The organism is Microvirga aerilata, assembly GCF_016743775.1.
Lineage (GTDB): Bacteria > Pseudomonadota > Alphaproteobacteria > Rhizobiales > Beijerinckiaceae > Microvirga > Microvirga aerilata.
Window position 1 is genome coordinate 40,424 of sequence record NZ_JAEQMY010000026.1, and the last position, 24,087, is coordinate 64,510.

Annotated in this window: 17 protein-coding genes and 1 pseudogene; 10 read left to right on the forward strand and 8 right to left on the reverse strand. The window is 66.9% G+C overall.

The features are described from left to right. Positions 1-2: 2 nt before the first annotated feature. Both JKG68_RS17270 and JKG68_RS17275 read right to left on the reverse strand, forming a co-directional pair. Entirely contained in the window at positions 3-1,763 is a 1,761-nt protein-coding gene (locus tag JKG68_RS17270) for a cisplatin damage response ATP-dependent DNA ligase (RefSeq protein WP_202062008.1), read from the reverse strand. After that, positions 1,760-2,815 carry a ligase-associated DNA damage response exonuclease gene (locus JKG68_RS17275; protein ID WP_202062049.1) on the reverse strand — a complete coding sequence of 352 codons (1,056 nt, stop codon included), beginning with the start codon at positions 2,813-2,815 and terminating at the stop codon, positions 1,760-1,762. Before JKG68_RS17275 ends, JKG68_RS17270 begins: the two co-directional genes overlap by 4 nt. 791 nt (positions 2,816-3,606) lie before the next feature. On the opposite strand from JKG68_RS17275, the gene JKG68_RS17280 reads away from it, so the two are divergent. Continuing rightward, the gene (locus tag JKG68_RS17280; protein ID WP_202062010.1) at positions 3,607-4,536 is read left to right on the forward strand and encodes a methyltransferase domain-containing protein; all 930 of its coding nucleotides are present in this window, start codon (positions 3,607-3,609) and stop codon (positions 4,534-4,536) included. 57 nt (positions 4,537-4,593) lie between these two features. On the opposite strand, the pseudogene JKG68_RS17285 reads toward JKG68_RS17280, so the two are convergent. Beyond that, positions 4,594-5,412, reverse strand: a pseudogene (locus tag JKG68_RS17285) (SDR family oxidoreductase). A 388-nt stretch (positions 5,413-5,800) separates the two neighbouring features. Here JKG68_RS17285 and JKG68_RS17290 point away from each other — a divergent pair. Together JKG68_RS17290 and pdeM are read left to right on the forward strand one after the other, a co-directional pair. Next, positions 5,801-8,509, forward strand: a complete 2,709-nt coding sequence (locus JKG68_RS17290) for a ligase-associated DNA damage response DEXH box helicase (protein WP_202062011.1) — start codon at positions 5,801-5,803, stop codon at positions 8,507-8,509. Then, positions 8,506-9,207: a ligase-associated DNA damage response endonuclease PdeM gene (pdeM, locus tag JKG68_RS17295; protein WP_202062013.1), complete on the forward strand. Its 702-nt coding sequence runs from the start codon at positions 8,506-8,508 to the stop codon at positions 9,205-9,207. The genes JKG68_RS17290 and pdeM overlap by 4 nt, the downstream gene beginning before the upstream one ends. A 4-nt stretch (positions 9,208-9,211) precedes the next feature. Here pdeM and JKG68_RS17300 read toward each other — a convergent pair whose 3' ends face one another. From JKG68_RS17300 to JKG68_RS17320, 5 genes are all read right to left on the reverse strand, one after another. After that, on the reverse strand, positions 9,212-9,817 hold the full coding sequence (locus JKG68_RS17300; RefSeq protein ID WP_202062015.1) for a LysE family translocator: 606 nt from the start codon (positions 9,815-9,817) through the stop codon (positions 9,212-9,214). 86 nt (positions 9,818-9,903) lie between these two features. Further along, positions 9,904-10,881 (reverse strand): nitrilase family protein, encoded by a 978-nt coding sequence (locus JKG68_RS17305; RefSeq protein ID WP_202062022.1) that lies wholly within the window; start codon positions 10,879-10,881, stop codon positions 9,904-9,906. An 83-nt stretch (positions 10,882-10,964) separates the two neighbouring features. Next, complete coding sequence (locus JKG68_RS17310) at positions 10,965-11,726, reverse strand: TIGR02186 family protein (protein WP_312890838.1); 762 nt, start codon at positions 11,724-11,726, stop codon at positions 10,965-10,967. After that, positions 11,723-12,652: a sulfite exporter TauE/SafE family protein gene (locus JKG68_RS17315; protein ID WP_202062024.1), complete on the reverse strand. Its 930-nt coding sequence runs from the start codon at positions 12,650-12,652 to the stop codon at positions 11,723-11,725. Before JKG68_RS17315 ends, JKG68_RS17310 begins: the two co-directional genes overlap by 4 nt. A 102-nt stretch (positions 12,653-12,754) precedes the next feature. Further along, positions 12,755-15,994, reverse strand: coding sequence for an SEL1-like repeat protein (locus tag JKG68_RS17320; RefSeq protein WP_202062026.1), 3,240 nt, complete (start codon positions 15,992-15,994; stop codon positions 12,755-12,757). 353 nt (positions 15,995-16,347) lie between these two features. On the opposite strand from JKG68_RS17320, the gene JKG68_RS17325 reads away from it, so the two are divergent. The 7 genes from JKG68_RS17325 to JKG68_RS17355 form a co-directional block, all read left to right on the forward strand. Then, positions 16,348-16,758 carry a MerR family transcriptional regulator gene (locus JKG68_RS17325; RefSeq protein ID WP_202062028.1) on the forward strand — a complete coding sequence of 137 codons (411 nt, stop codon included), beginning with the start codon at positions 16,348-16,350 and terminating at the stop codon, positions 16,756-16,758. 349 nt (positions 16,759-17,107) lie between these two features. Continuing rightward, positions 17,108-18,901 (forward strand): acyl-CoA dehydrogenase C-terminal domain-containing protein, encoded by a 1,794-nt coding sequence (locus JKG68_RS17330; protein WP_202062030.1) that lies wholly within the window; start codon positions 17,108-17,110, stop codon positions 18,899-18,901. 127 nt (positions 18,902-19,028) lie between these two features. Further along, entirely contained in the window at positions 19,029-20,237 is a 1,209-nt protein-coding gene (locus JKG68_RS17335) for an acetyl-CoA C-acetyltransferase (RefSeq protein ID WP_202062032.1), read from the forward strand. Positions 20,238-20,365: 128 nt separating this feature from the next. Continuing rightward, complete coding sequence (locus tag JKG68_RS17340; RefSeq protein WP_202062034.1) at positions 20,366-22,573, forward strand: FAD-dependent oxidoreductase; 2,208 nt, start codon at positions 20,366-20,368, stop codon at positions 22,571-22,573. Positions 22,574-22,686: 113 nt separating this feature from the next. After that, on the forward strand, positions 22,687-23,196 hold the full coding sequence (locus JKG68_RS17345; protein ID WP_202062036.1) for a DinB family protein: 510 nt from the start codon (positions 22,687-22,689) through the stop codon (positions 23,194-23,196). Then, on the forward strand, positions 23,193-23,741 hold the full coding sequence (locus tag JKG68_RS17350; RefSeq protein WP_202062038.1) for an acyl-CoA thioesterase: 549 nt from the start codon (positions 23,193-23,195) through the stop codon (positions 23,739-23,741). The genes JKG68_RS17345 and JKG68_RS17350 overlap by 4 nt, the downstream gene beginning before the upstream one ends. A gap of 54 nt (positions 23,742-23,795) precedes the next feature. After that, positions 23,796-24,087: 2-hydroxychromene-2-carboxylate isomerase (locus JKG68_RS17355; protein ID WP_202062045.1), on the forward strand; the 292-nt coding region annotated here is incomplete at its 3' end.

Consider the following 24,087-nt stretch of genomic DNA (forward strand, 5'->3'; position numbering starts at 1 on the left):
CATCACGCCTCCTGATCCTTCAACGGGTGAACCTCTTGTTCGCCCCGCTCCAGGATCTTTTCCAGGGTCTCGATCCGGTCGGCTTCCGCCGCCGGCTTGTCCCAGCGGATGCGGTTGATGCGGGGAAAGCGCATGGCCACGCCCGATTTATGCCGGGTCGAGCGCTGCAGGCCCTCGAAAGCCACCTCCAGCACCAGGCCCCGGTCACGGCCGTATTCAACCTCCCTGACCGGGCCGAAGCGCTTGACCGTATGGTTGCGCACATACCGGTCGAGCTTGACCAGCTCCTCGTCGGTGAAGCCGTGATAGGCCTTGCCCACGGGCACCAGCTCCTCCTCCCCCGGTCCGCCGCGCCAGACCCCGAAGGTGTAGTCGGAGTAGAAGGACGAGCGCTTCCCGTGCCCGCGCTGGCCGTACATCATCACCGCATCGACGAGGTAGGGGTCGCGCTTCCACTTGTACCAGTAGCCCTTGGGGCGGCCCGGCAGGTAGGGGCTGTTCGCCCGCTTCACCATGCAGCCCTCGATGGCGTCCGCATCGGGACCTGCGCCGACGGCGGCCGGGTCGGCGCGGGCCGCCGCCAGATCCTCCCAAGACGAGAAGGGCACCATGGGCGACAGGTCGATGCGGGGATCGTCGAGCCGCGTGACAAGCGCCTCCAGGCGCCGCCGCCGCTCGGCGAAGGGGAGGGCGCGCAGGTCCTCCTCGCCCTCGAACAGGATGTCGTAGACGCGCAAGTGTGCGGGAAACTCGGCGATGAGCTTGGGCGTCACGGCTTTCCGGTTCAGGCGCTGCTGGAGCACGTTGAAGCTCTGCACCCGGCCCTCGCGCACGATCAGCAGCTCCCCGTCGATGGCGCCCTCGAAGGCAAGCGCCTCCACGAGATCGGGAAACGCGCGGGAGACATCCTCGCCGGTGCGCGAGTAGATGCGCCTCACCGGGCGCCCGTCGCTGCCGTGCCCCGAGGCCGCCTGGAGGCGAATGCCGTCCCATTTCCACTCGGCCAGGAACTCGGACGCGTCGAGCTTGCCGAAATCCTCGTCCTCCAGGGGATGCGACAGCATGGAGGGACGAAAGGGGGCCGGGTTGCCGGACTCGGGCTTGGGGCCCCGGCCTTCCACCCAGGCGAAGAGCTCCTCGTAAGGCGCCTCCAGCCCGTGCCAGACCAGCTCGACCTCGTCGGGCTCGATCTGCCCCATCTGGGCGACCGCTGTCTTGGCGAGCCGCGCCGAGACGCCGACCCGCAGCTCCCGGGTGATGAGCTTGATCAGGGCCCAGCGCCCCGTCTCGTCGAGGGCGTCCATCCACCCCGCAACCCGAGCCGGCAGGTCGCTCTTGCTCGTGGTCGCCAGGGCTTCGATGACCTCGGTGAGGGTCGGCACATGGGGCGGCGGGTTGTTGTGGCCGATGGCCGGCGCCTGTCCCGTCCCTTCCTGTGGGGGAGAGGGCCTGTCGGCGCTGTTTGCGATCCTGGCCGCCGCATCATGCCCCGGCGCGGGCCAGATCAGCGCTACCGTCTCGGCGAGGTCGCCCACATAGTGGTACGACATGCGAAACAGCTCCGGGTCGGTCCGCTCCTCGACCAAGCCCCGGATGAGGCCGGGCTTGGCCTCCTTGAACATGAGGGCGCCGGTCATGGCGGCGAGCGCATAGCCGCGGTCCGGGTCGGGAGTATGGCTGAAGTAGTCCATGAGCAGCCGCAGCTTCGCGTTGCGGCGCGGCTCGAACATCAGCCGGTCGAGGAGGGCGGCGAAGCGGTTCATGCGGCACCCCCGGCCTGCTCGGTTGCGGCCTGCGCCTCCTCGGCCTCGCCCTCGTCGCCGTAGCCCAGCATGTGCAGGGGCCGTGCCCTGATGCCGTGGGTGGTGCACCAATGGACCAGGGCATCCTCCTGCCCGTGGGTGACCCAGACCTCGCCCGCGCCGGTCTCCCGGATCGTGCGGCAGAGATCGTCCCAGTCGGAATGGTCGGAGATCACCAGCGGCAGCTCCACGCCCTTCTGCCGGGCCCTGGCACGAACCCGCATCCAGCCGGAGGCAAAGCACGTGACCGGGTCGGGAAAGCGGCGGGACCAGAGGTCCTGGATGGAGGAGGGCGGGCAGACCACGATGGCGCCGGCGAGCTTGGAGCGCTCGGATGCCACCACCTTCGGCGTGTCGCCCAAGGGGATGCCCTCCGCCTTGTAGAACTCGGTCAGCCGCTCCATGGCGCCATGCAGGTAGATCGGCTGGTCGTAGCCTTCCTCCCTGAGAAGGGCCATGACCCGCTGGGCCTTGCCGAGCGCATAGGCTCCGACAATGTGGGCGCGCTCGGGAAAGAGGGCCACGGAATTCAGCAGCTTGCGGACCTCGGCGCGGGTATCCGGATGGCGGAAGACCGGCAGGCCGAAGGTTGCTTCCGTGATGAAGACGTCGCAGGGCACGACCTCGTAGGGGAGGCAGGTGGGGTCCTCGGCGCGCTTGTAGTCGCCCGACACCACGACCCGGGTGCCGCCGGCCTCGATGGCGATCTGCGCCGAGCCCAGCACATGGCCCGCAGGGGTGAAGCGCACGGTCACGTCGCCGACGCGGATGCTCTCGCCCAGCGCCGCCTCCTGCGTGGAGCCCGCGAAATCCTCGCCGTAGCGCACGCCCATGATGAGCAGGGTCTGCCGGGTCGCCATGACCGATTGGTGGCCCGCGCGGGCATGGTCCGAATGGCCATGGGTGATGAGCGCCCGCTTCACCGGGCGGACCGGATCGATGTGGAAATCGCCAAGGGGGCAATAGAGCCCTTGCGGGGTCTGGGTGAGGATGTCGGTGGAACGCAGCGCCATGGGTGGGAATATAGGGTTGTGCTCCGCGATGTCAGGCCAAGGGGCGCAGTCACGCATGGGCCTTCGGGCCCGCAGCGTTGCGCTGCGAGCCTGAAGAGCACACGAGGGTGGCGCAAGCTGCAGCCCGGCTCGCTGTGGTATGAAAGGGAAGAGCCGAACTGCCTCTTCGCGCACGGTTCTTTTCAGGCGGACTGGTGCGACCGGTGCGGCGCTGGCCCAAGGCGGCCATGCTGGAGGCCTTGGGCCCAACCCGCTTCCGGCCCCTCACCAGGGCCTCCTGCCCCATGAGCCTGCGTCACGCTCATGCACAGGACCGTGCCTGCTCCCACACTGCGACGCCTCGCGAGCGCGCCCCTCGTCAGGACCAGGCTGTGCAACGATATAGCTAAGAAGAGGAGGTTTGTCAAGAACAAACGTGGAACATCGCACCGGCCCAGCCGTGTCGTGCCTGGGCAGGCGGGGTGCCGGAACCAGGATGGTCGCAGGAGATGGTGCCGGGCGGCTGTGCTCCTCCTGCGCTGTCAGCGGCTATGGATCCCCTTCCCTCGCTGCGCTCGCCGGGGATGACAGCGGGGCGCTGACCTCCCGGTTCTGCCCCCGCAGCTCCGCCCTCGGTGTCATTCCCGGCCGGAGCGTCAGCGGAGGGGAAGGGAATCCATGGCGCTCGGCATGTGGGTGGATCCCCTCTCCAGGCCTTCTGCCGCCGGGGACGACAGCCTGAATGTGCCGCCGCTCCCCGACCCTCGGCCGGTGCCATTGACAGCCCCTCCGGTCTCCCGCATCCAAAAGCCATGTCTTCGACCTCCAATGTCCGATCCTCCGGCGATTTCCGTGCCGACCGCCGCTACGAATATGCCCGCGCGGCTTTCGACGAGCGGGATTTCGAGGCCGCCGCCGACCTGGCGCGGCAGGTGCTCGAGCTCGTGCCGGGCTTTGCGGCAGCGCACGCCATGCTGGGGCGCTCCCTGGCCGAGACGGGGGCGCGGGAAGAGGCGGTGAGCGCCCTTCGCCAGGCGTTGGCCCTGGAGCCCGAGGACGCTCTCGGCGTTCGTCTCGATCTCGCCAAGCTTGGGGCGCTTCCTCCCGACGAGGCGATCACGGACGGCTATGTGCGGGCGCTGTTCGACGATTACGCGCCCAAGTTCGACCGGCATCTCACCGGGAGCCTGGCCTATCGCGGGCCGGAGCTCATCGCGGATGCGTTGCGCCGGGCCTGCTCCTGGCAGAGCCGGGATTACCGCTTCGGCCTCACCCTCGATCTCGGCTGCGGCACCGGCTTGATGGCGCAGGCGCTGGAGGGGGCGTGCTCCGCCATCGAAGGGGTCGATCTCTCGCCCCGCATGCTGGAAAAGGCGCAGAAGACAGGGCTCTACGAGGCCCTGCACGAGGGCGAGCTCGTGGGTTTCCTGAGCGGACGCGCAGCGGCCGAGGCCGATCTCCTGGTGGCGGCAGACGTGTTCGTCTACATGGCGGCGCTCGATGCGGTGTTCCGCGAGGCGCATCGGGTTCTGAGCCGCGAGGGTCTCTTCGCGTTCACCGTGCAGGCCCATGAGGGCGAGGGCTTCGTTCTCGGGGAGGATCCCCGCTACGCCCACGGCGAGAGCTATCTGCGCGGCCTCGCCGAGGCTTCCGGTCTCACGGTGGCGATCTTCGAGCGGGTCTCGACCCGGGAAGATCGCGGCGTGCCGGTTCCCGGGTTCCTCGGCGTGCTGCAGCGCTAGGAACCTTCGGTTCGGTCGCCCCCAATCCCATCCTGAGAAGGTGTTTGCGTGGGAGGTTTACGGCGCCGGCATCGACGGGTGCGGGGCGCTCTCGTAGCAGCCCGCCACCGACTGGTCGAAGTCGATCACGGACCCGGTCATCATGCCGGACTCGGGTGAGGCCAGGAAGGCCACCGCGCGGGCCACCTCCGTCGGATCGAGCAGGCGGCCGAAGGGCTGCTGCTGCGCGGCCCTCTCGAGCCAGTCGTCGGGCGCGTCGTGATAGGTCTTCATGGTCCGGTGCTCGCCCGGCGTGTCCATCCAGCCGATGTTCAGCGCGTTCACGCGAATGCGCCAGGGCATCAGGCTGAAGGCCGCGTTCTTGGTGAGCGTGGCGAGCGCGCCCTTGGAGCCGCTATAGGCCGTGATGAACGGCTAGCCGCCATGGGCCGACATGGACAGGATGTTCACCATCGCGCCCTCGATCTTCTCGCGCCGCATGATCTTGGCGGCCTCCTGCATCAGGAAGAACGGCGAGCGCACGTTCACGGCGAACATGCGGTCGAACAGCTCCGGGGTGGTGTCGAAGATGGTGCCGCGGTCGGTGATGCCGGCCGCGTTCACCAGGGCGTCGATGCGCCCGAACACGCTGTCGGCCCGCGCCGTGACCTGACGCGCCTCCTCGACGCTTTCGAGATCGGCCCGCACGAATTCGGTCTGGCAGCCTTGGTTGGAAAGCTCCCGCGCCACCGCATGCCCGCGCTCCTCGTTGCGCCCGCAGATCACGAGGCCCTTGGCGCCGCGCTCGGCGAGCATCCGGGCAATGGCCTCCCCCAATCCTTGCGTGCCTCCCGTGACGACGGCGACGGCGTTTTCGAACTGGGTGTCGTGCGGCATGGCGCTCTGCCTTCTCATTGTCGTGGTTGGCGTTGGTTGAGCTGAATCGATCCCGGCCCGGATGGCAAGTGGGTAGACGAGGCCGTTCACATGATCCGAGGCGGCACGGCCAATGCCGTCCTCGGGCGAAGCAGGGGAAGGCGCTTCATGGCTTTGCGCGCGTGAGTGGATTCCCTTCCCCTCCGCTGCGCTGCGGCCGGGAATGACACCCAGGTTAGTGCTCCGCTGTCATCCCTGGCGAGCGCAGCGAGGGAAGGGGATCCATGTTCACCCTCAGCATGTGGGTTCCTGTCCCTTCCGCCTTCGTGTGCTGCCGGGAATGACACCGAGGAAATCCCGATGTCCCGCCCATAGCGGAACCGCCGAGGAGCCCTATCTTCGATCCTGCATGCCGAAAGCTTCCGCTTCCCTTCTCCCCAAAACCTTCCGTGACTGGTTCAAGCATCGAGGCTGGAAGCCGCGTGAGCACCAGTTGGACCTGCTCGCCAAAGCCGGGCAAGGGCGCTCCGTGCTGCTCGTGGCGCCCACGGGCGCCGGCAAGACGCTTGCCGGCTTCCTGCCGAGCCTCGTGGAGCTGGCGGAGCGGGGACCGGGCCGCGGCACGGCCAAGGACAAGCGCGGGCTCCACACCCTCTACATCTCGCCCCTGAAGGCGCTGGCCACCGACATCGCCCGCAACCTCGAGACGCCGGTGCAGGAAATGGCGCTGCCGATCCGCATCGAGACGCGCACGGGCGACACGCCGTCCCACAAGCGCGCGCGGCAGATCGAGCGGCCGCCGGACATCCTGCTCACCACGCCGGAGCAGCTGGCGCTGCTGCTGGCCCACGCGGAGGCGCGGGAGTTCTTCAAGGACCTGCGCCGCGTGGTGCTGGACGAGCTGCATTCGCTCGTCACCTCGAAGCGCGGCGACCTGCTGTCGCTGGGGCTGGCAAGGCTGATGACGATTGCGCCGCAGGCCACGGCGGTGGGGCTGTCGGCCACCGTGCGCGAGCCGGATGACCTGCGAAAGTATCTGGTGCCGCAGCGTGACCCGAATATCTCCCCCTTGAGGGGGGAGGTCGCACCGGAGGTGCGGGAGGGGGTGGGAACCGCGACCTCTCCGAATGTTGCGCTGCCACCCCACCCCGGAGCGCTGACGCGCTCCGATCCTCCCCCACCCAAGTCGGATGTTTCCGACTTGGAAGAGCAAAAACGAATCTCGGGAGCACCCGAGATTCGAGGGGAGGATGAAGACCGCCTCGCCGACCTCGTCGTGGTGCAGGGCGGCGCTCAGCCCGACATCCGCATGCTGGAGCTCGACGCGCGCCTGCCGCTCGCGGGCCACACGGCCTCGCTCTCCATGCCGTCGATCTACGAGCTCATCCGCACGCACAAGACGACGCTGGTCTTCGTCAACACGCGGTTGCAGGCGGAATACACGTTCCAGGAACTGTGGAAGCTGAACGAGGACGGCCTCGCCATCGCGCTGCATCACGGCTCGCTCGACGTGTCGCAGCGCCGCCGCGTGGAGGAGGCTATGGCGGCGGGAAAGCTCAAGGCCGTGGTGTGCACGGCGACGCTCGATCTCGGCATCGACTGGGGCGACGTGGACCTCGTGGTGAATGTGGGCGCGCCGAAAGGGGCCTCCCGCATCATGCAGCGCATCGGCCGCTCGAACCACCGCATGGACGAGCCGTCCGAGGCTTATCTGGTGCCCGCCAACCGCTTCGAGATCCTCGAATGCCGCGCAGCGCTCGACGCGGTGCACGAGGCGGCGCAGGACACGCCCGATGCGCGCATCGGGGCGCTCGACGTGCTCTGCCAGCACATCCTCGGCATGGCCTGCGCCGATCCCTTCCGGCTGGAGGAGCTTTACGAGGAGATTTGCGCGGCCGCGCCTTATGCGGGCCTGACCTGGGAGGATTTCGAGGCCTGCGTGGCCTTCGTGGCCACCGGCGGCTATTCCCTTCGCGCCTATGAGCGCTTCGCCAAGATCGTGAAGGGCAATGACGGGTTGTGGCGGGTGCGCGACGCCAGGGTGGCGCAGCAATACCGCATGAATGTGGGCACCATCGTCGAATCCAGCATGATCAAGGTGCGGCTCGGCCGGAGCATGCGCTCGCGGCCCGGCACCGTGCTGCCGCGCGGACGCATCCTGGGCGAGATCGAGGAGGGCTTTGCCGAGACGCTGACGCCCGGGGACACCTTTCTGTTCGCCGGCGAGGTGCTGCGCTTCGAGGGCATCGCCGAGGACGAGGTGCTGGCCACCCGCGCGCGCGCGGGCACCGACCCCATGGTCCCGTCCTATGAAGGCGGCAAGTTCCCGCTCTCGACCTTTCTGGCCGCCCGGGTGCGGGCGATCCTCGCCGATCCGTTCGAGTGGGACCGCCTGCCGCCCCAGATGACCGAGTGGCTCCTGCAGCAGCGCCGCCGCTCCATCGTGCCGGGACCGCGCGACCTCCTGGTCGAGACCTTTCCCAGGGCCAACCGGTTCTACATGACCTGCTTTCCGTTCGAGGGCAGGCTGGCGCACCAGACGCTGGGCATGCTGCTCACCCGCCGCATGGAGCGGGCGGGGCTCAAGCCCCTCGGGTTCGTGGCCAACGATTACGGCATCGCGGTCTACGCCTCGGGCGACATCGCCGCCCGCGCGGGCCGCGATCCCGGCTTCATGGACGAGCTGTTCTCCGAGGACATGCTCGGCGACGACCTGGAGGATTGGCTGGCGGAATCCTCCCTCATGAAGCGCACCTTCAGGCAGTGCGCCGTGATCGCGGGTCTCATCGAGCGCCGGTTCCCGGGCCAGCAGAAGACCGGTAAGCAGGTCACGATCTCCACCGATCTCGTCTACGACGTGCTGCGCAAGCACGAGCCCGATCACGTGTTGTTGCGCGCCGCCAGGGCGGATGCGGCAACGGGACTCCTCGACGTGAGGCGCCTCGGCATGATGCTACAGCGCATCCGGGGGCGAATCATTCACAAGCCGCTCGACCGGGTTTCTCCTTTGAGCGTGTCCGTCATGCTGGAGATCGGCCGCGAGCGCGTCTATAGCGACAACGCGGACGAGATCCTGGCCGAGGCGGAGGCGGCGCTTCTCGACGAGGCTTTGGCGTGACGGCTTTGCGCAAGAACAAACAGACAACCCACGAAATCGCCCTCCAGGGGCAGGCGGCTCTGCTCGACCTCACGGGGGCGATGTATCTCCCGGAGCATGATGCCCTGCTCGTGGCCGATCTCCATTTCGAGAAGGGCTCCTCCTTTGCCCGCCGCGGCATGATGCTGCCGCCCTACGACACCCGCGAGACCCTGATGGCCCTGTCGGATGCGGTGTTCCGGTTCGATCCGAAGACCGTGATCGCGCTGGGCGACTCGTTCCACGACATCGGCGGCCCGGACCGGCTGGGCGACGAGGAGCGTGGGACGCTCTCCGAGGTGCAGGCCGGGCGCGACTGGATCTGGGTCACGGGCAATCACGACCGCATCCTGCCCGACAGCATCGGCGGTCAGGTGGTCGAGGAGATGGCGCTCGGCTCCTTGACCCTGCGCCACGAGCCGCTGGCGGGCGAGCAGGCGGAGGTCGCCGGTCACCTGCATCCCGTGGGCAAGGTGGTGATGCGCGGGCGCGCGACCCGGCGGCGGTGCTTCCTCACCGACGGCAAGCGCTGCGTGATGCCGGCGCTCGGCGCCTATGCGGGCGGCCTGAACGCCTGCGACGCCGCCTTCAAGCCGCTCTTCGCCAACGGGTTCACCGCCCATCTCATCGGCACCGAGCGCATCTTCGCCATTGCCAAGGCGATGCTCTGCCGGGATTGAGGCTTCAACGGCTTGCCACCAGCACGCCCGCGCCGATCATGAGGGATCCCGCGCCTCGATTGAGAAGCCGAAGACGGCGCGGTTCGTTCAAGAAGGACTTGGCGCGATAGGCGAGAAAGACATGAGCGCCGATGACGATGACCTCGATGCCGGCGATGAGCAGGAGCAACAGACCCACACGTCTAGGGGTCAGATCCTCCTTGCCTAGAACGGCCGGCAGGAGGGCCAGGTAGAAGATGGGCATCTTGGGATTGCTGATGTTGAGCAGAAATCCTGCACCGAAAAGCCCGAGAACCCCTCCGCGCAGGGAGCGCGGTTCGATGGAGCTGCTGGCTCGCCACATGGCGATGCCCGCATAGATCAGGTAGAGCGCGCCCACATATTGGACGATGCGGAGATGCTCGTTGATATGCTGGGCAAGCGCATTGAAGCCGATGGCCGACAGGATGACGAAGCCGAAGATGCTGAGCACCACACCTGCGCCATACGCGATGCCGTACCGAGGGCCGCGCGTGATCGTTTTGGAAAGAATGGTGAGGTTGTCAGGGCCCGGACTGATTGCGAAAACGAAGAACGCGAGAGAAAAGGTCGCCAGGGTCTCCAGAGGCATGCCCATCTTCCTCGTCAAAGGCAATACGTTATATTGGCGCAGTCTTGCAGAGGATCGGGCTCTCGTCCAGTCGTGCTCTGGTCAGGTCACCCTGCCGGTTTCACCACGGGCGCCTCCGAGAACCGCGCCTGCCGCGGAGCAAGCTCGTGCCCCTGCGGCTGGGTGAACAATCCGTAGAGGTCGGGGCGTCGGCCGCGGATCCAGCGCCGGCCCGTGGCGAGGGGCAGCAGATCGAGATCGAGGTCGGCGACGACGAGGGCGTCTGCGGCCTTCCAGGTCTCCTCGACGATCCGCCCGTAGCAGTCGATTATCATGGCGTTGCCGGTGCGCACCTCTCCGTCGTCCTCGCCGACGCCGTTGCTGAAGAGCAGGAAAAAGCCGTTGTCGTGCGCCCGCGCGGGCAGCCAGCGCATGAGCCACTCGCGGCCCTTAGGGCCACGGAACTCCGCCTCGATGGCGTCGGGATCGGTGTGCCGGTTCGCCCAGAGGGCCGGGTCAATCAACCCCATGGCCTGGGGGCTGCGGGAGTTGCAGCCGCCGGTCTGGTGCGGCGCCATGACCACGTCCGCGCCGAGCAGCGCCGTGGCGCGGGCGTTTTCCACGAGGTTGTTGTCCCAGCAGATGAGCACGCCGATCTTCACGCCCCAGGGCGTGTCGAACACCGTGTAGCCGTCGCCGCTGGCAATCTCGTCGTGCTCGAAGGCATGGAGCTTGCGGTGGCGGTGAACCTGCCCGTCGGGCATGCAGACCACGTAGGTGTTGAAGAGCCGCCCATCGTCTCCGCGCTCGATCAGCCCAACGCCGATGGCCATGTCGTATTGGGCCGAGAGCTTCGTGACGGCCTGGGTGGAGGGGCCGGCCGGCACCGGCTCGGCGAGTTCTTCCAGCTGCGCGCGGTCGAGGTTGCGCACATGCCAGTAGCCGGTCAGGCACATCTCCGGAAAGGCGAGGATCTTCACGCCCTGCTCGGCGGCCTCGCGGCAGAAGCGCTCCACCACCGACATGTTGTAGGCCTTGTCGTCGGCCTTGTGGTGGAACTGAACCGTTCCGCAGCGGAGCATCATCGGGTTGTCCTCATGGTTGGTCGGCGCGCAGGATCGCCCGCCGGAGCGGCATCGTAAAGAGGGGACGCGCGACGCGCCCTTCGCTAATCGCGCCGGAAGATCAGGTTGGCGAGCCAGCCGAAGAACAGGGCGATCACCGCCGTCGCGACGCCGTAGAACAGGGACCAGTCGCGGGCCACCGCGCCCACCTGCTCCTCGAAGCCGGTCTTCACCAATTCGAAATTCGTGATCGTGCGGGCGAGGATCACGGTGTCTGCAAAAAGGGTGACCTCCACGTCGTAGTTGCCGGGCGGGGCCGTGGCCGGAAGCGGGATGCTCGCGCGGAAGATATCGGGCGTGAGGAACGTCACGCCGCGCTCGTCCTCCAGGTAGAGGCCTTCCTGCGCCTTGATGCGGTAGAGCGCTTCCCGGAAGGGCTTGTCCGCGCCGCCGCGATGGTTGGTGAAGTCCGAGGCGCTGACGATCGCGTTCAGGCCGATCTTCTGGCGCTGGCGCAGCTGATCGCTCGTAATCTCCGCCAGCGACCGGGAGCTCAGAACGCTGAGATAGGCGGGAACGCTCGGAAACTTCTGCTGTTCCTGGTTGATCCAGATGGGCCCCAGCGGCTCCCGCTCGCGCACGGTGAGGAACTGGCGCGGTCCGCGCACCGTGACCACCACGTCGTAGCCTGTGCCGCGGGCCACGGTCTGGGCATCGCGCTCGATGGCGCCGAACACGGCAATCAGCGTTCCCGTGTAGTTGGAGTTGATCAGCACCCGGTGGTTCGACAGGGACGTGATCAGGGTTTCCGCCCCGGCGGAGGCCATGGTGCCGAGCAGGATCAGGAGGATGCCGACCGCCCTCACGTGCGCGTCTCCTGCACGGTGATGGAGAAGGGCTCGTCCGGCTGCATGATCAGTTCGAGGCCGAAGCGCAGGCCCACCGCCAGCAGCAGGATCGCCAGCAGGAAGCGGAACAGCTCCGCTCTCAGGTGGCGGCCCATGCGCGCCCCGAACTGGGCCCCGAAGACGCCGCCGATGATGAGAAGAATCGCCAGGACGAAATCGACCGCCTGGTTCATCACCGCATGGAGAATGAGGGCCACCAGGGTGGTGCAGACGATCTGGAACTGGGAGGTGCCCACGACGACGGTGGTGGGCACCCGGAAGACGTAGAGCAGCGCCGGCACCACGATGAAGCCGCCGCCGATGCCGAGCAGCGCACCGGCGAAGCCGATGAAGAGCGAGAGCCCGACGATCGGAATGACGCTGACATAAAGCTTGGAGCGGTAGAACCGCATGCGCAGGGGCCAGCCGAGATAGGGCGCATGCTCGCCCGCCTTGCGCCGCAGGCGCACCGCGCCGCCCTTTCGCCGATGCCAGAACTCCCGGATGCTCTCCTTGAGCATCAGGCTGCCCACCACGGTAAACAGCGTCACGTAGGAGATGACGATCACGAGGTCGAGCTGCCCCGCCCGGCGCGCGGCCGCAAAGAACCAGACTCCGAGAGCCGAGCCGACGAACCCGCCCGCCACCAGGATCGCGCCAAGCTTGCGGTCCAGGGCGTTGCGCCGGATGGCGCCGAGCACGCTGGTGGTGGAGGAGGCGACGATCTGCGCCGACTGGGTGGCAACCGCGACCGCCGGGGGAATGCCGAGGAAGATCAGGAGCGGCGTCATGAGGAAGCCGCCGCCGATGCCGAAAATGCCCGAGATGAAGCCCACCGCCGCACCCATCCCGAGGATGAGAAGAACGCTCACGGGCATTTCAGCGATAGGCAAATAGATTTGCAACCCGGTTCCCCTATGGCCGGTGCAGCCACATTGTTGTTACAGCATCATGCAGGCCGTGTAACGGTCATGTTCTGAACGGAAGATGACGGAGCCTACCTGCCCTTAACTCCTGTCGTCCGGGGTTCGATCCAGGGCAGCCGTCCGGCCCTCGGCAACGGCCGGGGGCTCGTTGGCGACCGGATCGACGGCCCTTGGCCGCCATTGAGCGAGGGCGGATTTCGCAGCCTTCAGATCGGCGTCACTCAGGCGCGCGGCCATTTCGTCCCGCTTCCTGCCGGCTTCGGCATCGCCGTGCGCCGCGGCAAGGGAGAACCACTGGAAGGCCTTTGCAGGATCGGGCTTCGTTCCGATGCCGCGGCCGAGCAGGATGCCCATGTTGAACTGGCTGTCCCGGAACCCGGCCTCGGCGGCCTCGCCGAACCACCGCAGGGCGGCAGGGTAGTCCGGCTTCCCGGTGCCTCCAGAGGCCAGCAGGGTGGCCAGGTTATGCATGGAGCGGATGTTGCCGCCGAGGGCCGCCCGCTCGTACCAGGAGGCCGCCTGCTTGGGGTCCCGCGGAACGCCGGTTCCCTTTTCATAGAGCATGGCGAGACGCTCCTGGGCTGGAGGCAGTCCCGCCTGGGATGCTCTTTCGAACAGGCGAGCGGCCAGGGCCACGTCCTGCGCCATGCCGCGCCCGTCGGCCGCCTGTGCGGCAATCTCGTAGAGGGCGGCTGCGTCGCCGGAAAGGGCGGCCTGCCGCAAGGCAGCGGGCGTTCCCGCCGGAATCCCGCCAACCGTGCCGGGATCGACCATGAACTTTCCGGCCGCCGGCGGAGCGGACGAGGCGGATGCCCTGGCGAGGCTCGAGGTGTGCAGGACCCTTGTGTCCAGCGCGTCCCCGGACGCCTCGGCCCGATCCGAGGGCTTGGCCCCGGCTGACGCTCCCGTGTCCTGGCGTTCGATTGCGGCTCCGGAGGCGGAAGCCGGAGAGTTCTCTGCGTTCGCAATGATCCGGGCGGTGCCGGCTGCCAGGATCAGGAGGGCGATTCCGAACAGGAGCGGGCGGCGCTGGCTGTCGAAGGTCCGGCGAAGGCGCTCGAACAGGGACGAGGACTCCGGGGCGGGATGGTCTGGGCTTGGCGGCCCGGCCCCGATGGCGCGGTCTGCGTCCTGCGTCAACGGGGGGCTGATGGCGTCGGGCGCCGTTGTCTGCGCCGCTCGCCGGGCGGCCGCGATGAAGCTGGCGCGCACCTGGCCAAGGCCAGCCTCCGGGGCCGGGGAGGGGGCTGCATTGAGGGCTGCCGCATCAGGGCCCGTAGACAGGGGAGCCCCGGAATCGCCCGTGGCGATCTCCGGCCGGGAGGGAAAAACCTCCTCGATGTGGGACAGGGTGGCCGCGTGGAGCCTGCGCACCGCCGCTTCGAGCCGGTCCGCTGTAGGCAATGCGTCCGAAAAGGGTTCAGGCTCGGCTTTGGCCGCCGGGCCGGCCGCCAAAGCGGCTTGACCCGGAAGGCGGGAGACCAGCGCCTCCAGGGCCTCGTGAACGTTGCGCAGGGTGTCCTGCGTCTTCCTGTCGGTTCTGTTGTGAAGAGCCTTCAGTTCCACGAAGCCGTGCTTGAGGGCGTCGAGATCGCCACGATCCGGCAGGCTGGACCGGATGTCGTTCAGGGCGGTCCGGGCGGCCCGTTCCGCAATGCCGGCCGCCTCGTCGTGAAGGTTCTTCAGGTGGCCCGTCGCCTCGTCGAGAGCCTTGTGAAGAGGCTCCGCCGGCGCTTGCGCGAGGCGATCCACGAGGGTCCTGACCTGGCGTTCCAGGGCATCGATGCCCGCGGGCTGGGCGGGGATGCGCTCAAGCTTCCCGTCGATGGCGTGGAGCATCTTAGCCATGTCGGCCGTGTCCGTGCGCTGGCCAAGCTGCCGGAGCTCGTGCTCGATCCGGTCGAAGCGCTGGGTCAAGGTTTCCTGCAGGGCTTCCTGCGACGGGGTCTCCCGCTCGGCGGCGGCCTGCAGCTGGGAGGACAGCCGCTCCATCATCGTCGAGAGGGCGTCGCTCGCCTCGGGGCGGCTGCCGGCGAGGTCCGCCATGCGGTCCGTCAGAAGCGCCAGCTGCCGGGTGATCGGATCGAGGTTGGAAGGTGCCGGCTCGGGGCGGCGCGCCAGGACGTCGAGACGGTGGCCCAGCCCCTCCAATTGCTCGGACACCGTGCTCGCCTCCTGGGCGGTGGCGGTGACGTAGAGAGCCGAGCAGACATCGTCGAGGGAGGTCTTGACGGCCGCAAGGTCGCCTTTTCCCACCTGATTGAGGCGAAGCTCCGCAATCTGGCGGCCCAGCGATCCGATGTTCTCGGACAGCTGCGTCATCTGCTGGGGCTCGGCCCGATGGGCCAGCTCCTGGCGCATGTCCACGATCTGGCCGCTGAGGAAATCGATGACGGAGCGGTCGATGCCGCTCTCGGCCATCCTGTCGATCTTGCCCTTGATGAGATCGATCTCGCGGCCGATCCGCCCGTGCAGCCCCTCGTTCACGTCCGCCGAGACGGATTGGATCTGCCCGTACAGAGCGGCGATCGAACCTGCGAGGGTGCGAAGGTCCTTGGTGGCCTGCCCCTGCTCGAGATCCCTCGCGATGGTGCCGAGGGCGGCATCGAGGCCTGCGATCTCCTCCCGGGTCGCCAAGCTCTCCATGCCGGCCCGCAGGCCGTCGATGTCGGCGCGGATGCCGCTGACCGCCGGGATCCAATCGGGGCTGGGCTGCTCCAGGCGTGCCGCAAGCCGGGACATGTCCTTGCGCAGGCCCGTCAGGGTTTCGGACACCGGAGCAAGCGCCTTCAGGGCCTCCTCCATGGGAAAGTCGATGCGCGGCGGCGCTGCCCTGTCCGAGGCAACCTGGCGCTCCACCGAGTCGAGCCGATCCTTCAGGGACGACAAGGCCTGCGCCAGGATCGCGGCGATGCGGTCCTGCTGATCGACCGAGGCGCGGGCGCTCTCGTTCAGGCGGATCTCCGCCTGTTCGATCCAGCTTGCCATGGATTCGAGCGCGACCGCGGTGCGGGACGCCTGGTCCTGGGTCTGGCGCTCGCTCTCGGCCGCCACGGCCGCCATGAGGGCCTCGTAGTCCCCCTTTGGCTTCAGGCGGGGGGCGCCGGACATCCGGGCGATCAGGCTGTCGAGGTCGCTGCCGGCCTTCCGGCGGGGCGGCGGAGGCGCGTAACCGTGCTCCTCCTCCTCGAACCCGTCTCCGCCCAGCACGGCGGCCGCCCATTCCTCAAGGCTCAAGCCTGCCCGACGAGCCGCGGCTGCGGCCAGCGCGCGGGCATCAAGATCCAGGCTGTCTAGTCTCGAGAGGACGTGTCGTCTCATGGCGGGCCTGCGGGGTACTCGGGAACTCTTCAGGCCGGCATGGTCCCGTGCCCGTGCCGACCGTGGCGGTGCAGGTTCCAGAAAGCGCGAATCACAACGCTTTCAGACCTGCCGCCGCAAACGGCACAATCGGGCAGCGTGGTAAAAAACGGGTTAAATGGCGGTTCCGAAGATGTCGTTCGGCCCCGGAAGCGGGGATTTACCCTGGGTGAAGCCTTCGCCGTCGCATCTTTCTGCCCCTGCGGCAGTGAAAGTATGCAATACTCTTGCAAGTTCATAACTAAACGTTATATTATTTCATTACTGAGGGAAGGTGCCTTGGCACTGCTCATAATCGTAACGACGGGGCGACAATGAACTATCATGCAGTCACCACCAGCTCCGGCGAGGCCGGCGAAGGTGCAAAATCTTACACGATCGGCGATCTTGCCCGCGAGTTCGGGGTCACCCTGCGCACCCTGCGCTTTTACGAGGACCGGGGCCTGCTGTCCCCGCGCCGCGACGGAACTGCTCGCATCTACGATGCCCGCGACCGTGACCGCCTTTCGGTGATCCTGAAGGGCAAGCAGCTCGGCTTCACGCTCACCGAAATCCGCGCCATGGTGGCCGAGGAGCGGTCGGGCAACGGGCCGGCCATGAACCTCAAGCTTTCCCTGGACCAGATCGAAGACCAGATCCGCCATCTCGAGCAGCAGAAGGCCGAGATCGAGCAGGCCCTCGCGGAGCTTCATGCCCGCCGCAGCAGCCTCGCCGAAGCAGCCTGAGCTTCGGAGTCTCCCGAGGCCACAACCTGCAACTTTCGAACTGCGCCCCGACAGGATCAGGCTAACGTGCCCTGATCCTGTCGGGGCGTTTTTGTTTGCGGCATCCTCCGCTTGACCGTGCTGCTCTCACGGAGCGGCGGGACGCGGTCTGCCCGACATGGCAGGATGGCCTCTGCGGATCCTCACCCTAGCCGCTCGGCCGAGCATGAACTTTCGTCTGCTCGGCCTAAGATTTGTCGCCCTGCCTCTTTCCAAGATCGCGAGATAGTTTATATGTGAACTATCTGCTGGGCCGACGCGCTTGCCTTTGGGGAAGAACGCGCCGGCTTTCGATCCTGGAGGAGCTGCAATGCCGGTCTACAAGGCCCCCGTCGAAGACGTCATGTTTCTCTTGAACGACGTTTTCCCCATCGAGCGTCACAACAACCTGCCCGGCTTTGCCGATGCGACGACCGACGTGGTGGAGGCGATCCTGGCCGAGGGCGCCAAGCTTTGCGAAGAGGTCTTCGCGCCCCTGAACCGTACGGGCGACATCGAGGGCTGCACCCGCAACCCGGACGGCTCGGTGACGACCCCGAAGGGCTTCAAGCAAGCCTACGAGGCCTATGCGGCCGGCGGCTGGATGGGCCTCTCGGTGCCGGAGGAATTCGGCGGCCAGGGCCTGCCGTCGCTTCTCAACTCGATCATGCAGGAATTCGTCTCCTCGTCGAACCTGGCGCTCGGCATGTATCCGGGCCTCACGCAGGGCGCGATCGCGGCGCTGCTGGTGCACGGCACCGAGGAGCAGAAGAGAACCTATCTGCCCAAGATGGTCGAAGGCGCATGGACCGGCACCATGAACCTCACCGAGCCCCATTGCGGCACCGATCTCGGGATGCTCAAAACCAAGGCCGTGCCGAACGGCGACGGCTCCTATGCCATCTCCGGCACCAAGATCTTCATCTCCGCCGGCGAGCACGACATGGCGGAGAACATCGTTCATCTGGTGCTGGCCCGCATCGAGGGCGCGCCTGCCGGCACCAAGGGCATCTCGCTCTTCGTGGTGCCCAAGTTCCTCGTGAACCAGGACGGCTCCGTGGGCGAGCGCAACGGCGTCTCCTGCGGCTCCCTCGAGCACAAGATGGGCATTCACGGCAACTCCACCTGCGTCATGAACTATGACGGCGCGAGGGGCTGGATCGTGGGCCAGGAAAACCGCGGGCTCAACGCCATGTTCGTGATGATGAACGAGGCGCGCCTTGCCGTGGGCGTCCAGGGCTTGGCGCAGTCCGAGGTCGCCTACCAGAACGCGGTCGCCTACGCCAAGGACCGGCTCCAGGGCCGCTCCCTCACCGGCGCGAAGTCCCCCGACAAGCCGGCCGACCCGATCATCGTGCACCCGGACGTGCGCCGCACGCTCCTGTCCATCAAGGCCTTCAACGAGGCGGCCCGCGCCCTCGTGGTCTGGACGGGGCTGAACAGCGACATCGCGCACCGCTCCTCCGACGAGACGGAGCGCCTGACCGCCGACGACTACATGGGCCTGATGACCCCGGTGGTGAAGGGCGTGCTCACCGATCTCGGCTTCGACAATGCCGTCAAGGCGCAGCAGATGTTCGGCGGCCATGGCTATATCGAGGAATGGGGCATGTCGCAGTTCGTGCGCGATGCCCGCATCGCCATGATCTACGAGGGCGCCAACGGCATCCAGGCCATGGACCTCGTCGGCCGCAAGCTCGGCAAGGACGGCGGGCGCGCCATCATGACCTTCTTCAACGAGGTCGGCGCCTTCTGCCAGGAGAACGCGAACGACGAGAGCCTGGCAGCCTTCATCGCCCCGCTGCAGCAGGGGCTCGGACATCTGCAGCAGGCCACCATGTGGTTCATGCAGAACGCGATGGCCAAGCCCGACAACGCGGGCGCCGGCGCCACCGACTACATGCACCTCTTCGGCACCGTCGCCATGGGCTACATGTGGGCCAAGATGGCCAAGGCCGCTCAAGGCAGGAAGGCGGAGGGCAATGGCGTTGCGGCCAAGATGGATGCAAAGCTGCTCACCGGCCGCTTCTACATGGAGCGCATGATGCCCGAAACCGGCACGCGCCTCGCCCGCATCACCACAGGTGCGGACACCACCATGGCGCTGCCGGTGGAAGCGTTCTGATTGCAATGACTGTCATCCCGGCCGGAGAGCCGGGATCGCGTGACGAGTAAAGCGTTCTATATTGCCAACGATCCCGGGTCGCGCTCCGCTTGCCCGGGATGACACTTGATCGTTCCAGGAGGCCTCCATGGCTGAAGCCTATATCTACGACGCCGTTCGCACCCCGCGCGGACGCGGCAAGCCGGATGGTTCGCTGCACGAGGTGCCGGCGGTGGATCTCGCCGTCACGACGCTCGATGCCATCCGCCGCCGCAACAACCTCGACCCGAAGCTGGTGGAGGACGTGGTGCTCGGCTGCGTCGACCCGGTGGGCGAGGCCGGCGGCGACATCGCCCGCGCGGCGGCCCTCAAGGCAGGCTTCGGCAAGGAGGTGCCGGGCGTGCAGATCAACCGCTTCTGCGCCTCGGGCCTCGACGCCGTCGCCCTTGCGGCCGCGCAAGTCATGTCGGGCATGAAGGACATCACCATCGGCGGCGGCGTGGAATCCATGAGCCGCGTCGGCATGGGCGCGTCTGGCGGCGCGTGGCCGGTCGATCCGGGCATCGCCATCGACAACTACTTCCTGCCGCAGGGCATCTCGGCGGATCTGATCGCCACCAAATACGGCTTCTCCCGCGACGACGTCGACGCCTACGCGGTCGAGTCGCAGAAGCGGGCCGGCAAGGCCTGGGACGAAGGACGCTTTTCCAAGTCCGTCGTGCCGGTGAAGGACATCAACGGCCTCACCATCCTGGCGCGTGACGAGCACATGCGGCCGCAGACCGACATGCAGTCGCTGGGCCAGCTCAAGGCCGCCTTCGTTCAGATGGGCGAGATGGGCGGCTTCGACGCGGTGGCGATTGCAGCCCACCCGGACGTGGAGTTCGTCAACCACGTGCACCACGCCGGCAACTCGTCGGGCATCGTGGACGGTGCGGCCGCCGTGCTCGTCGGCAACCAGGAGGGCGGCGCGAAGGCGGGCTTGAAGCCGCGTGCGCGCATCAAGGGCTTCGCGTCCATCGGGTCCGATCTCGCCCTCATGCTCACCGGCCCCATCGACGTATCGGAATTGGCGCTGCGCAAGGCCGGCATGACCAAGGACGACATCGACCTCTTCGAGATCAACGAGGCGTTCTCGTCCGTGGTGCTGCGCTATATCCAGGCCATGGATCTCGATCCGGCGAAGGTCAACCCGAATGGCGGCGCCATCGCCATGGGCCATCCGCTCGGTGCAACGGGTGCCATGATCCTCGGCACGGTGCTCGACGAGCTGGAGCGCACGGGCAAGCAGACGGCGCTCGTCACCTTGTGCGTTGCCGCCGGCATGGGCACGGCCGCGATCATCGAGCGGGTTTAACGCTTTGTCGTCCCCGGCGGCCTGCAAGGGCCGGGAAGGGGATCCATCATCCGGTGTGCATGTGAGTGGATTTCCTTCCCCTCCGCTGCGCTCCGGCCGGGAATGACACGACAGTCCTGGAGGACATCATGACGAACTTCACCAATTTCCGCCTTGAGCTTGACGCCGACGGCATTGCGCTTGCCACCTGGGACATGCCGGGCCGCTCCATGAACGTGATCACCCCCGAGGTGATGGGCGAGCTGGAGCGGATCATCGAGACGGTTGCGGGCGACGAGGCCATCAAGGGCTGCGTCATCACCTCCGGCAAGGAAGCGTTCTCGGGCGGCGCGGACCTCACCATGCTCCAGGGGCTCGGCGCGGAATATGCGCGGCTTGCCAAGGAGAAGGGCGAGGAAGCTGCCATGCAGTTCTTCTTCGACGAGTCGCGCAAGCTCTCGCTGCTCTACCGGCGCCTCGAGACCTGCGGCAAGCCGTTCGCGGCGGCCGTTCACGGGGTATGCCTCGGCGGCGCGTTCGAGCTCGCGCTCGCCTGCCATTACCGGGTCCTGTCGGATGTGGACTCCACCCGCGTCGGCCTGCCTGAAGTCAAGGTCGGGCTCTTCCCCGGCGCCGGCGGCACGCAGCGCGTGGCGCGTCTCATGCAGACGGGCGATGCCCTGCAGATGCTGTTCAAGGGCGAGCAGATCCGCCCGCTCATGGCGCGCAACATGGGGCTTGCCCATGCGGTCGCGCCGCGCGAAGGAATCGTGCAGGCGGCGAAAGACTGGATCAAGCAAGGCGGCTCCCCCGTGGCTCCTTGGGACCAGAAGGGCTACAAGCTGCCCTCCAACAAGGTCTTTTCGGCGGCCGGCATGCAGATCTGGCCTCCGGCCAACGCCATCTACCGCCGCGAGACGCAGGACAACTACCCGGCGATCCGTGCCATCCTCGAATCCGTCTATCAGGGTCTCCAGCTGCCGATGGATCTCGCCTTGAAGGTTGAGTCGCGCTGGTTCGCCAAGATCCTGCGCTCGAAGGAAGCGGCGGCGATGATCCGCACGCTCTTCATTTCCATGCAGGATTTGAACAAGGGCGCACGCCGCCCCAAGGACGTGCCGCCCACGAGCCTCAAGAAGGTGGGCGTGATCGGCGCAGGCTTCATGGGCGCGAGCGTCGCCTACGTGACGGCCAATGCGGGGCTCGAGGTCGTGCTCATCGACCGCGATGTGGAAGCGGCCGAGAAGGGCAAGGCGCATTCGCACAAGCTCATGAGCGACCAGATCATGAAGGGCCGCGCCAAGACGGCGGACCGCGACGCGCTGCTCGCACGGATCACCGCATCGGCGGACTACAACGACCTGAAGGATTGCGACCTCGTCATCGAGGCGGTGTTCGAGGACCCGAAGGTGAAGGCCGAGGTGATCCAAAAGGTGGAAGCGGCCATCGGCCCGGACTGCATCTTCGCCTCCAACACCTCGACCCTGCCGATTTCCGGCCTTGCCCGGAACTCCAGCAATGCCGGCCAGTTCGTCGGCATCCATTTCTTCTCGCCGGTCGAGAAGATGATGCTGGTGGAGATCATCATGGGCAAGGAGACGGGCGACAAGGCGCTCGCCACGGCGCTCGACTATGTGCGCCTGATCAAGAAGACGCCCATCGTGGTCAACGACTCCCGCGGCTTCTTCGCCAATCGCTGCGTGCTGGCCTACATCCTCGAAGGCCATCTCATGCTCACCGAGGGCGTGCCGGCTCCCATGATCGAGCAAGCCGGCAAGCAGGCGGGCATGCCGGTCGGGCCGCTGTCCCTCAACGACGAGGTCGGCGTCGATCTCGGCCTCAAGATCCTGCGCGCCACCAAGGCGCAGCTGGGGGATGCCGCCATCATCCCGGAGCAGGAGCAGCTGCTCACCACGCTGGTTGAGCAGGAAGGGCGCATGGGCCGCAAGAACCGGAAAGGGTTCTACGATTACCCGGAAGGCGCGCCGAAGCGCCTGTGGCCTGGCCTGAAGGATCTGCAGGTGAACCCGGCGGCTGCCGAACTCATCAGCATGGACGAGCTTAAATCACGCCTGCTCGTCACGCAGGCCTTGGAGGCCGCGCGCACCGTCGACGAGGGCGTCGTCACCGATCCGCGCGAGGCGGATGTGGGCTCGATCCTCGGCTTCGGGTTTGCGCCCTATACGGGCGGCGCGCTGTCCTACATCGACTTCATGGGCGCAAAAGCTTTCGTGGCTTTGTGCCAGACGCTTCAGGCCAAGCACGGCGACCGCTTCGCGCCGCCGCAGAGCCTCATCGACATGGCCTCGAGCGGCGAGACCTTCTACGGGCGCGCCGCGGCCAAGAAGGCGGCGTGACGCACTTAACCCTCTCCCCCGTCCGGATCGGGTGTTCCCGATCTGGACATTCCTTGTGCCCAAGTCGGATATATCCGACTTGGGTGCGGGAGAGAGTTTAAAGGAGAGCCTCCATGAAATCCCACTTCGCCATGATGGCCGGCTACAATGCGTGGTGCAACGAGCGCATCTACGAGGTGGCAGCGCTCTTGCCCGATGCGAGGTATCGCGCCGATCGCGGGGCGTTCTTCAAGTCGGTTCACGGCACCTTGAACCACCTCCTGGTCGCCGACCGCATTTGGATGAAGCGCTTTACCGGAAAGGGCGAGGCGCCGAACCGGCTCGACGCCATCCTGTTCGAAACCTTCGATGAGCTTCGGGCCGCGCGGCAGGCGGAGGACGAGCGGATCGTCGCCGCGATCGACGGGCTCTCCGAGGCCGATCTTGCAGGCAGCATCCGTTACCGGACGATCGTGAATCCGGTCGAGATCGAGCAGCCCCTGATGCCGGCGCTGGTGCATTTCTTCAACCATCAGACCCATCATCGCGGCCAGGTTCACTGCCTGCTCACGGGCTTCGGGCTCGATGCGCCGTCGCTCGACCTCATCCTGTTCCAGCGCCAGACCGGAATCGGCCTGTCATGAACCTGTGGCTGCGCCTTCTGCACCTGATCCTCACCTCGTTCTTCCGGCCGAAGCTCGATCCGGTGCGGAATGTCTCGCGGCTCACGTTTCGGGTCTGGCCGCACGATCTCGACACGTCGCTGCATTTGAACAACGGGCGCTACTGGACGCTGATGGATCTGGGCCGCACCGACATCATGATCCGCTCGGGCCTGTGGCGACCGATTCTCAAGCATGGTTGGGTGCCAGTGGTCGGCGCAGGTCAGATCCGGTTCCGGCGCGAGCTGAGGCCGTTTCGCGCGTTTATCCTCGAAACCCGCATTCTCACCTGGTCCGACACCGACGTGGTGATGGAGCATCGCCTGGTCTCGCAGGCCAAGGACGGCAGCTCGATCCTGAACGCCATCGCGCTTGTGCGGGCGGGGCTTTACGACCGCCGGGAGCGGCGCTTCGTTCCCATGGAGCGGCTGCTGGACGAGATCGGCCTGGAGGCGGAGGTCCCGCAAGCGGCTCCCGAGGTCGAGGCTTTCCTGCGAGCTGAAGAGACGTTGAAGAGCGCGGCCTGATGGTTCAAGGTGGGGCATCGCCGTTCAAGGCCTGATCAACCCCGAATCGAGCCCATGCCCCGCATCATCGACTATTACTTCTCGCTCGTGAGCCCCTGGGCCTATATCGGCCATGTACCCTTCATGGACATCGTGCGGAAGCATGGGGTCGAGGTCAATTACAAGCCGGTGTTCCTGGGCCGGGTCTTTGCGGAGACCGGCGGCCTGCCGCTCGCGCAACGCCACCCGGCCCGCCAGCGCTACCGGATCCTGGAACTCCAGCGCTGGCCCGAGAAGCGGGGTCTGGCCTTCAACATCAGCCCGAAGCACTGGCCGTTCGACGTAAACCTCGCGGACCGGTTCGTGA

Excerpts from the sequence above, each read along its gene's own strand:
- JKG68_RS17270 (WP_202062008.1), bottom strand. The coding sequence starts at position 1,763 with ATGAACCGCTTCGCCGCCCTCCTCGACCGGCTGATGTTCGAGCCGCGC.
- JKG68_RS17300 (WP_202062015.1), bottom strand. The coding sequence starts at position 9,817 with ATGCCTCTGGAGACCCTGGCGACCTTTTCTCTCGCGTTCTTCGTTTTC.
- JKG68_RS17280 (WP_202062010.1), top strand. The coding sequence starts at position 3,607 with ATGTCTTCGACCTCCAATGTCCGATCCTCCGGCGATTTCCGTGCCGAC.
- JKG68_RS17330 (WP_202062030.1), top strand. The coding sequence starts at position 17,108 with ATGCCGGTCTACAAGGCCCCCGTCGAAGACGTCATGTTTCTCTTGAAC.
- JKG68_RS17345 (WP_202062036.1), top strand. The coding sequence starts at position 22,687 with ATGAAATCCCACTTCGCCATGATGGCCGGCTACAATGCGTGGTGCAAC.
- JKG68_RS17275 (WP_202062049.1), bottom strand. The coding sequence starts at position 2,815 with ATGGCGCTGCGTTCCACCGACATCCTCACCCAGACCCCGCAAGGGCTC.
- JKG68_RS17305 (WP_202062022.1), bottom strand. The coding sequence starts at position 10,881 with ATGATGCTCCGCTGCGGAACGGTTCAGTTCCACCACAAGGCCGACGAC.
- JKG68_RS17350 (WP_202062038.1), top strand. The coding sequence starts at position 23,193 with ATGAACCTGTGGCTGCGCCTTCTGCACCTGATCCTCACCTCGTTCTTC.
- JKG68_RS17290 (WP_202062011.1), top strand. The coding sequence starts at position 5,801 with ATGCCGAAAGCTTCCGCTTCCCTTCTCCCCAAAACCTTCCGTGACTGG.
- JKG68_RS17340 (WP_202062034.1), top strand. The coding sequence starts at position 20,366 with ATGACGAACTTCACCAATTTCCGCCTTGAGCTTGACGCCGACGGCATT.
- JKG68_RS17335 (WP_202062032.1), top strand. The coding sequence starts at position 19,029 with ATGGCTGAAGCCTATATCTACGACGCCGTTCGCACCCCGCGCGGACGC.
- JKG68_RS17325 (WP_202062028.1), top strand. The coding sequence starts at position 16,348 with ATGAACTATCATGCAGTCACCACCAGCTCCGGCGAGGCCGGCGAAGGT.
- JKG68_RS17320 (WP_202062026.1), bottom strand. The coding sequence starts at position 15,994 with ATGAGACGACACGTCCTCTCGAGACTAGACAGCCTGGATCTTGATGCC.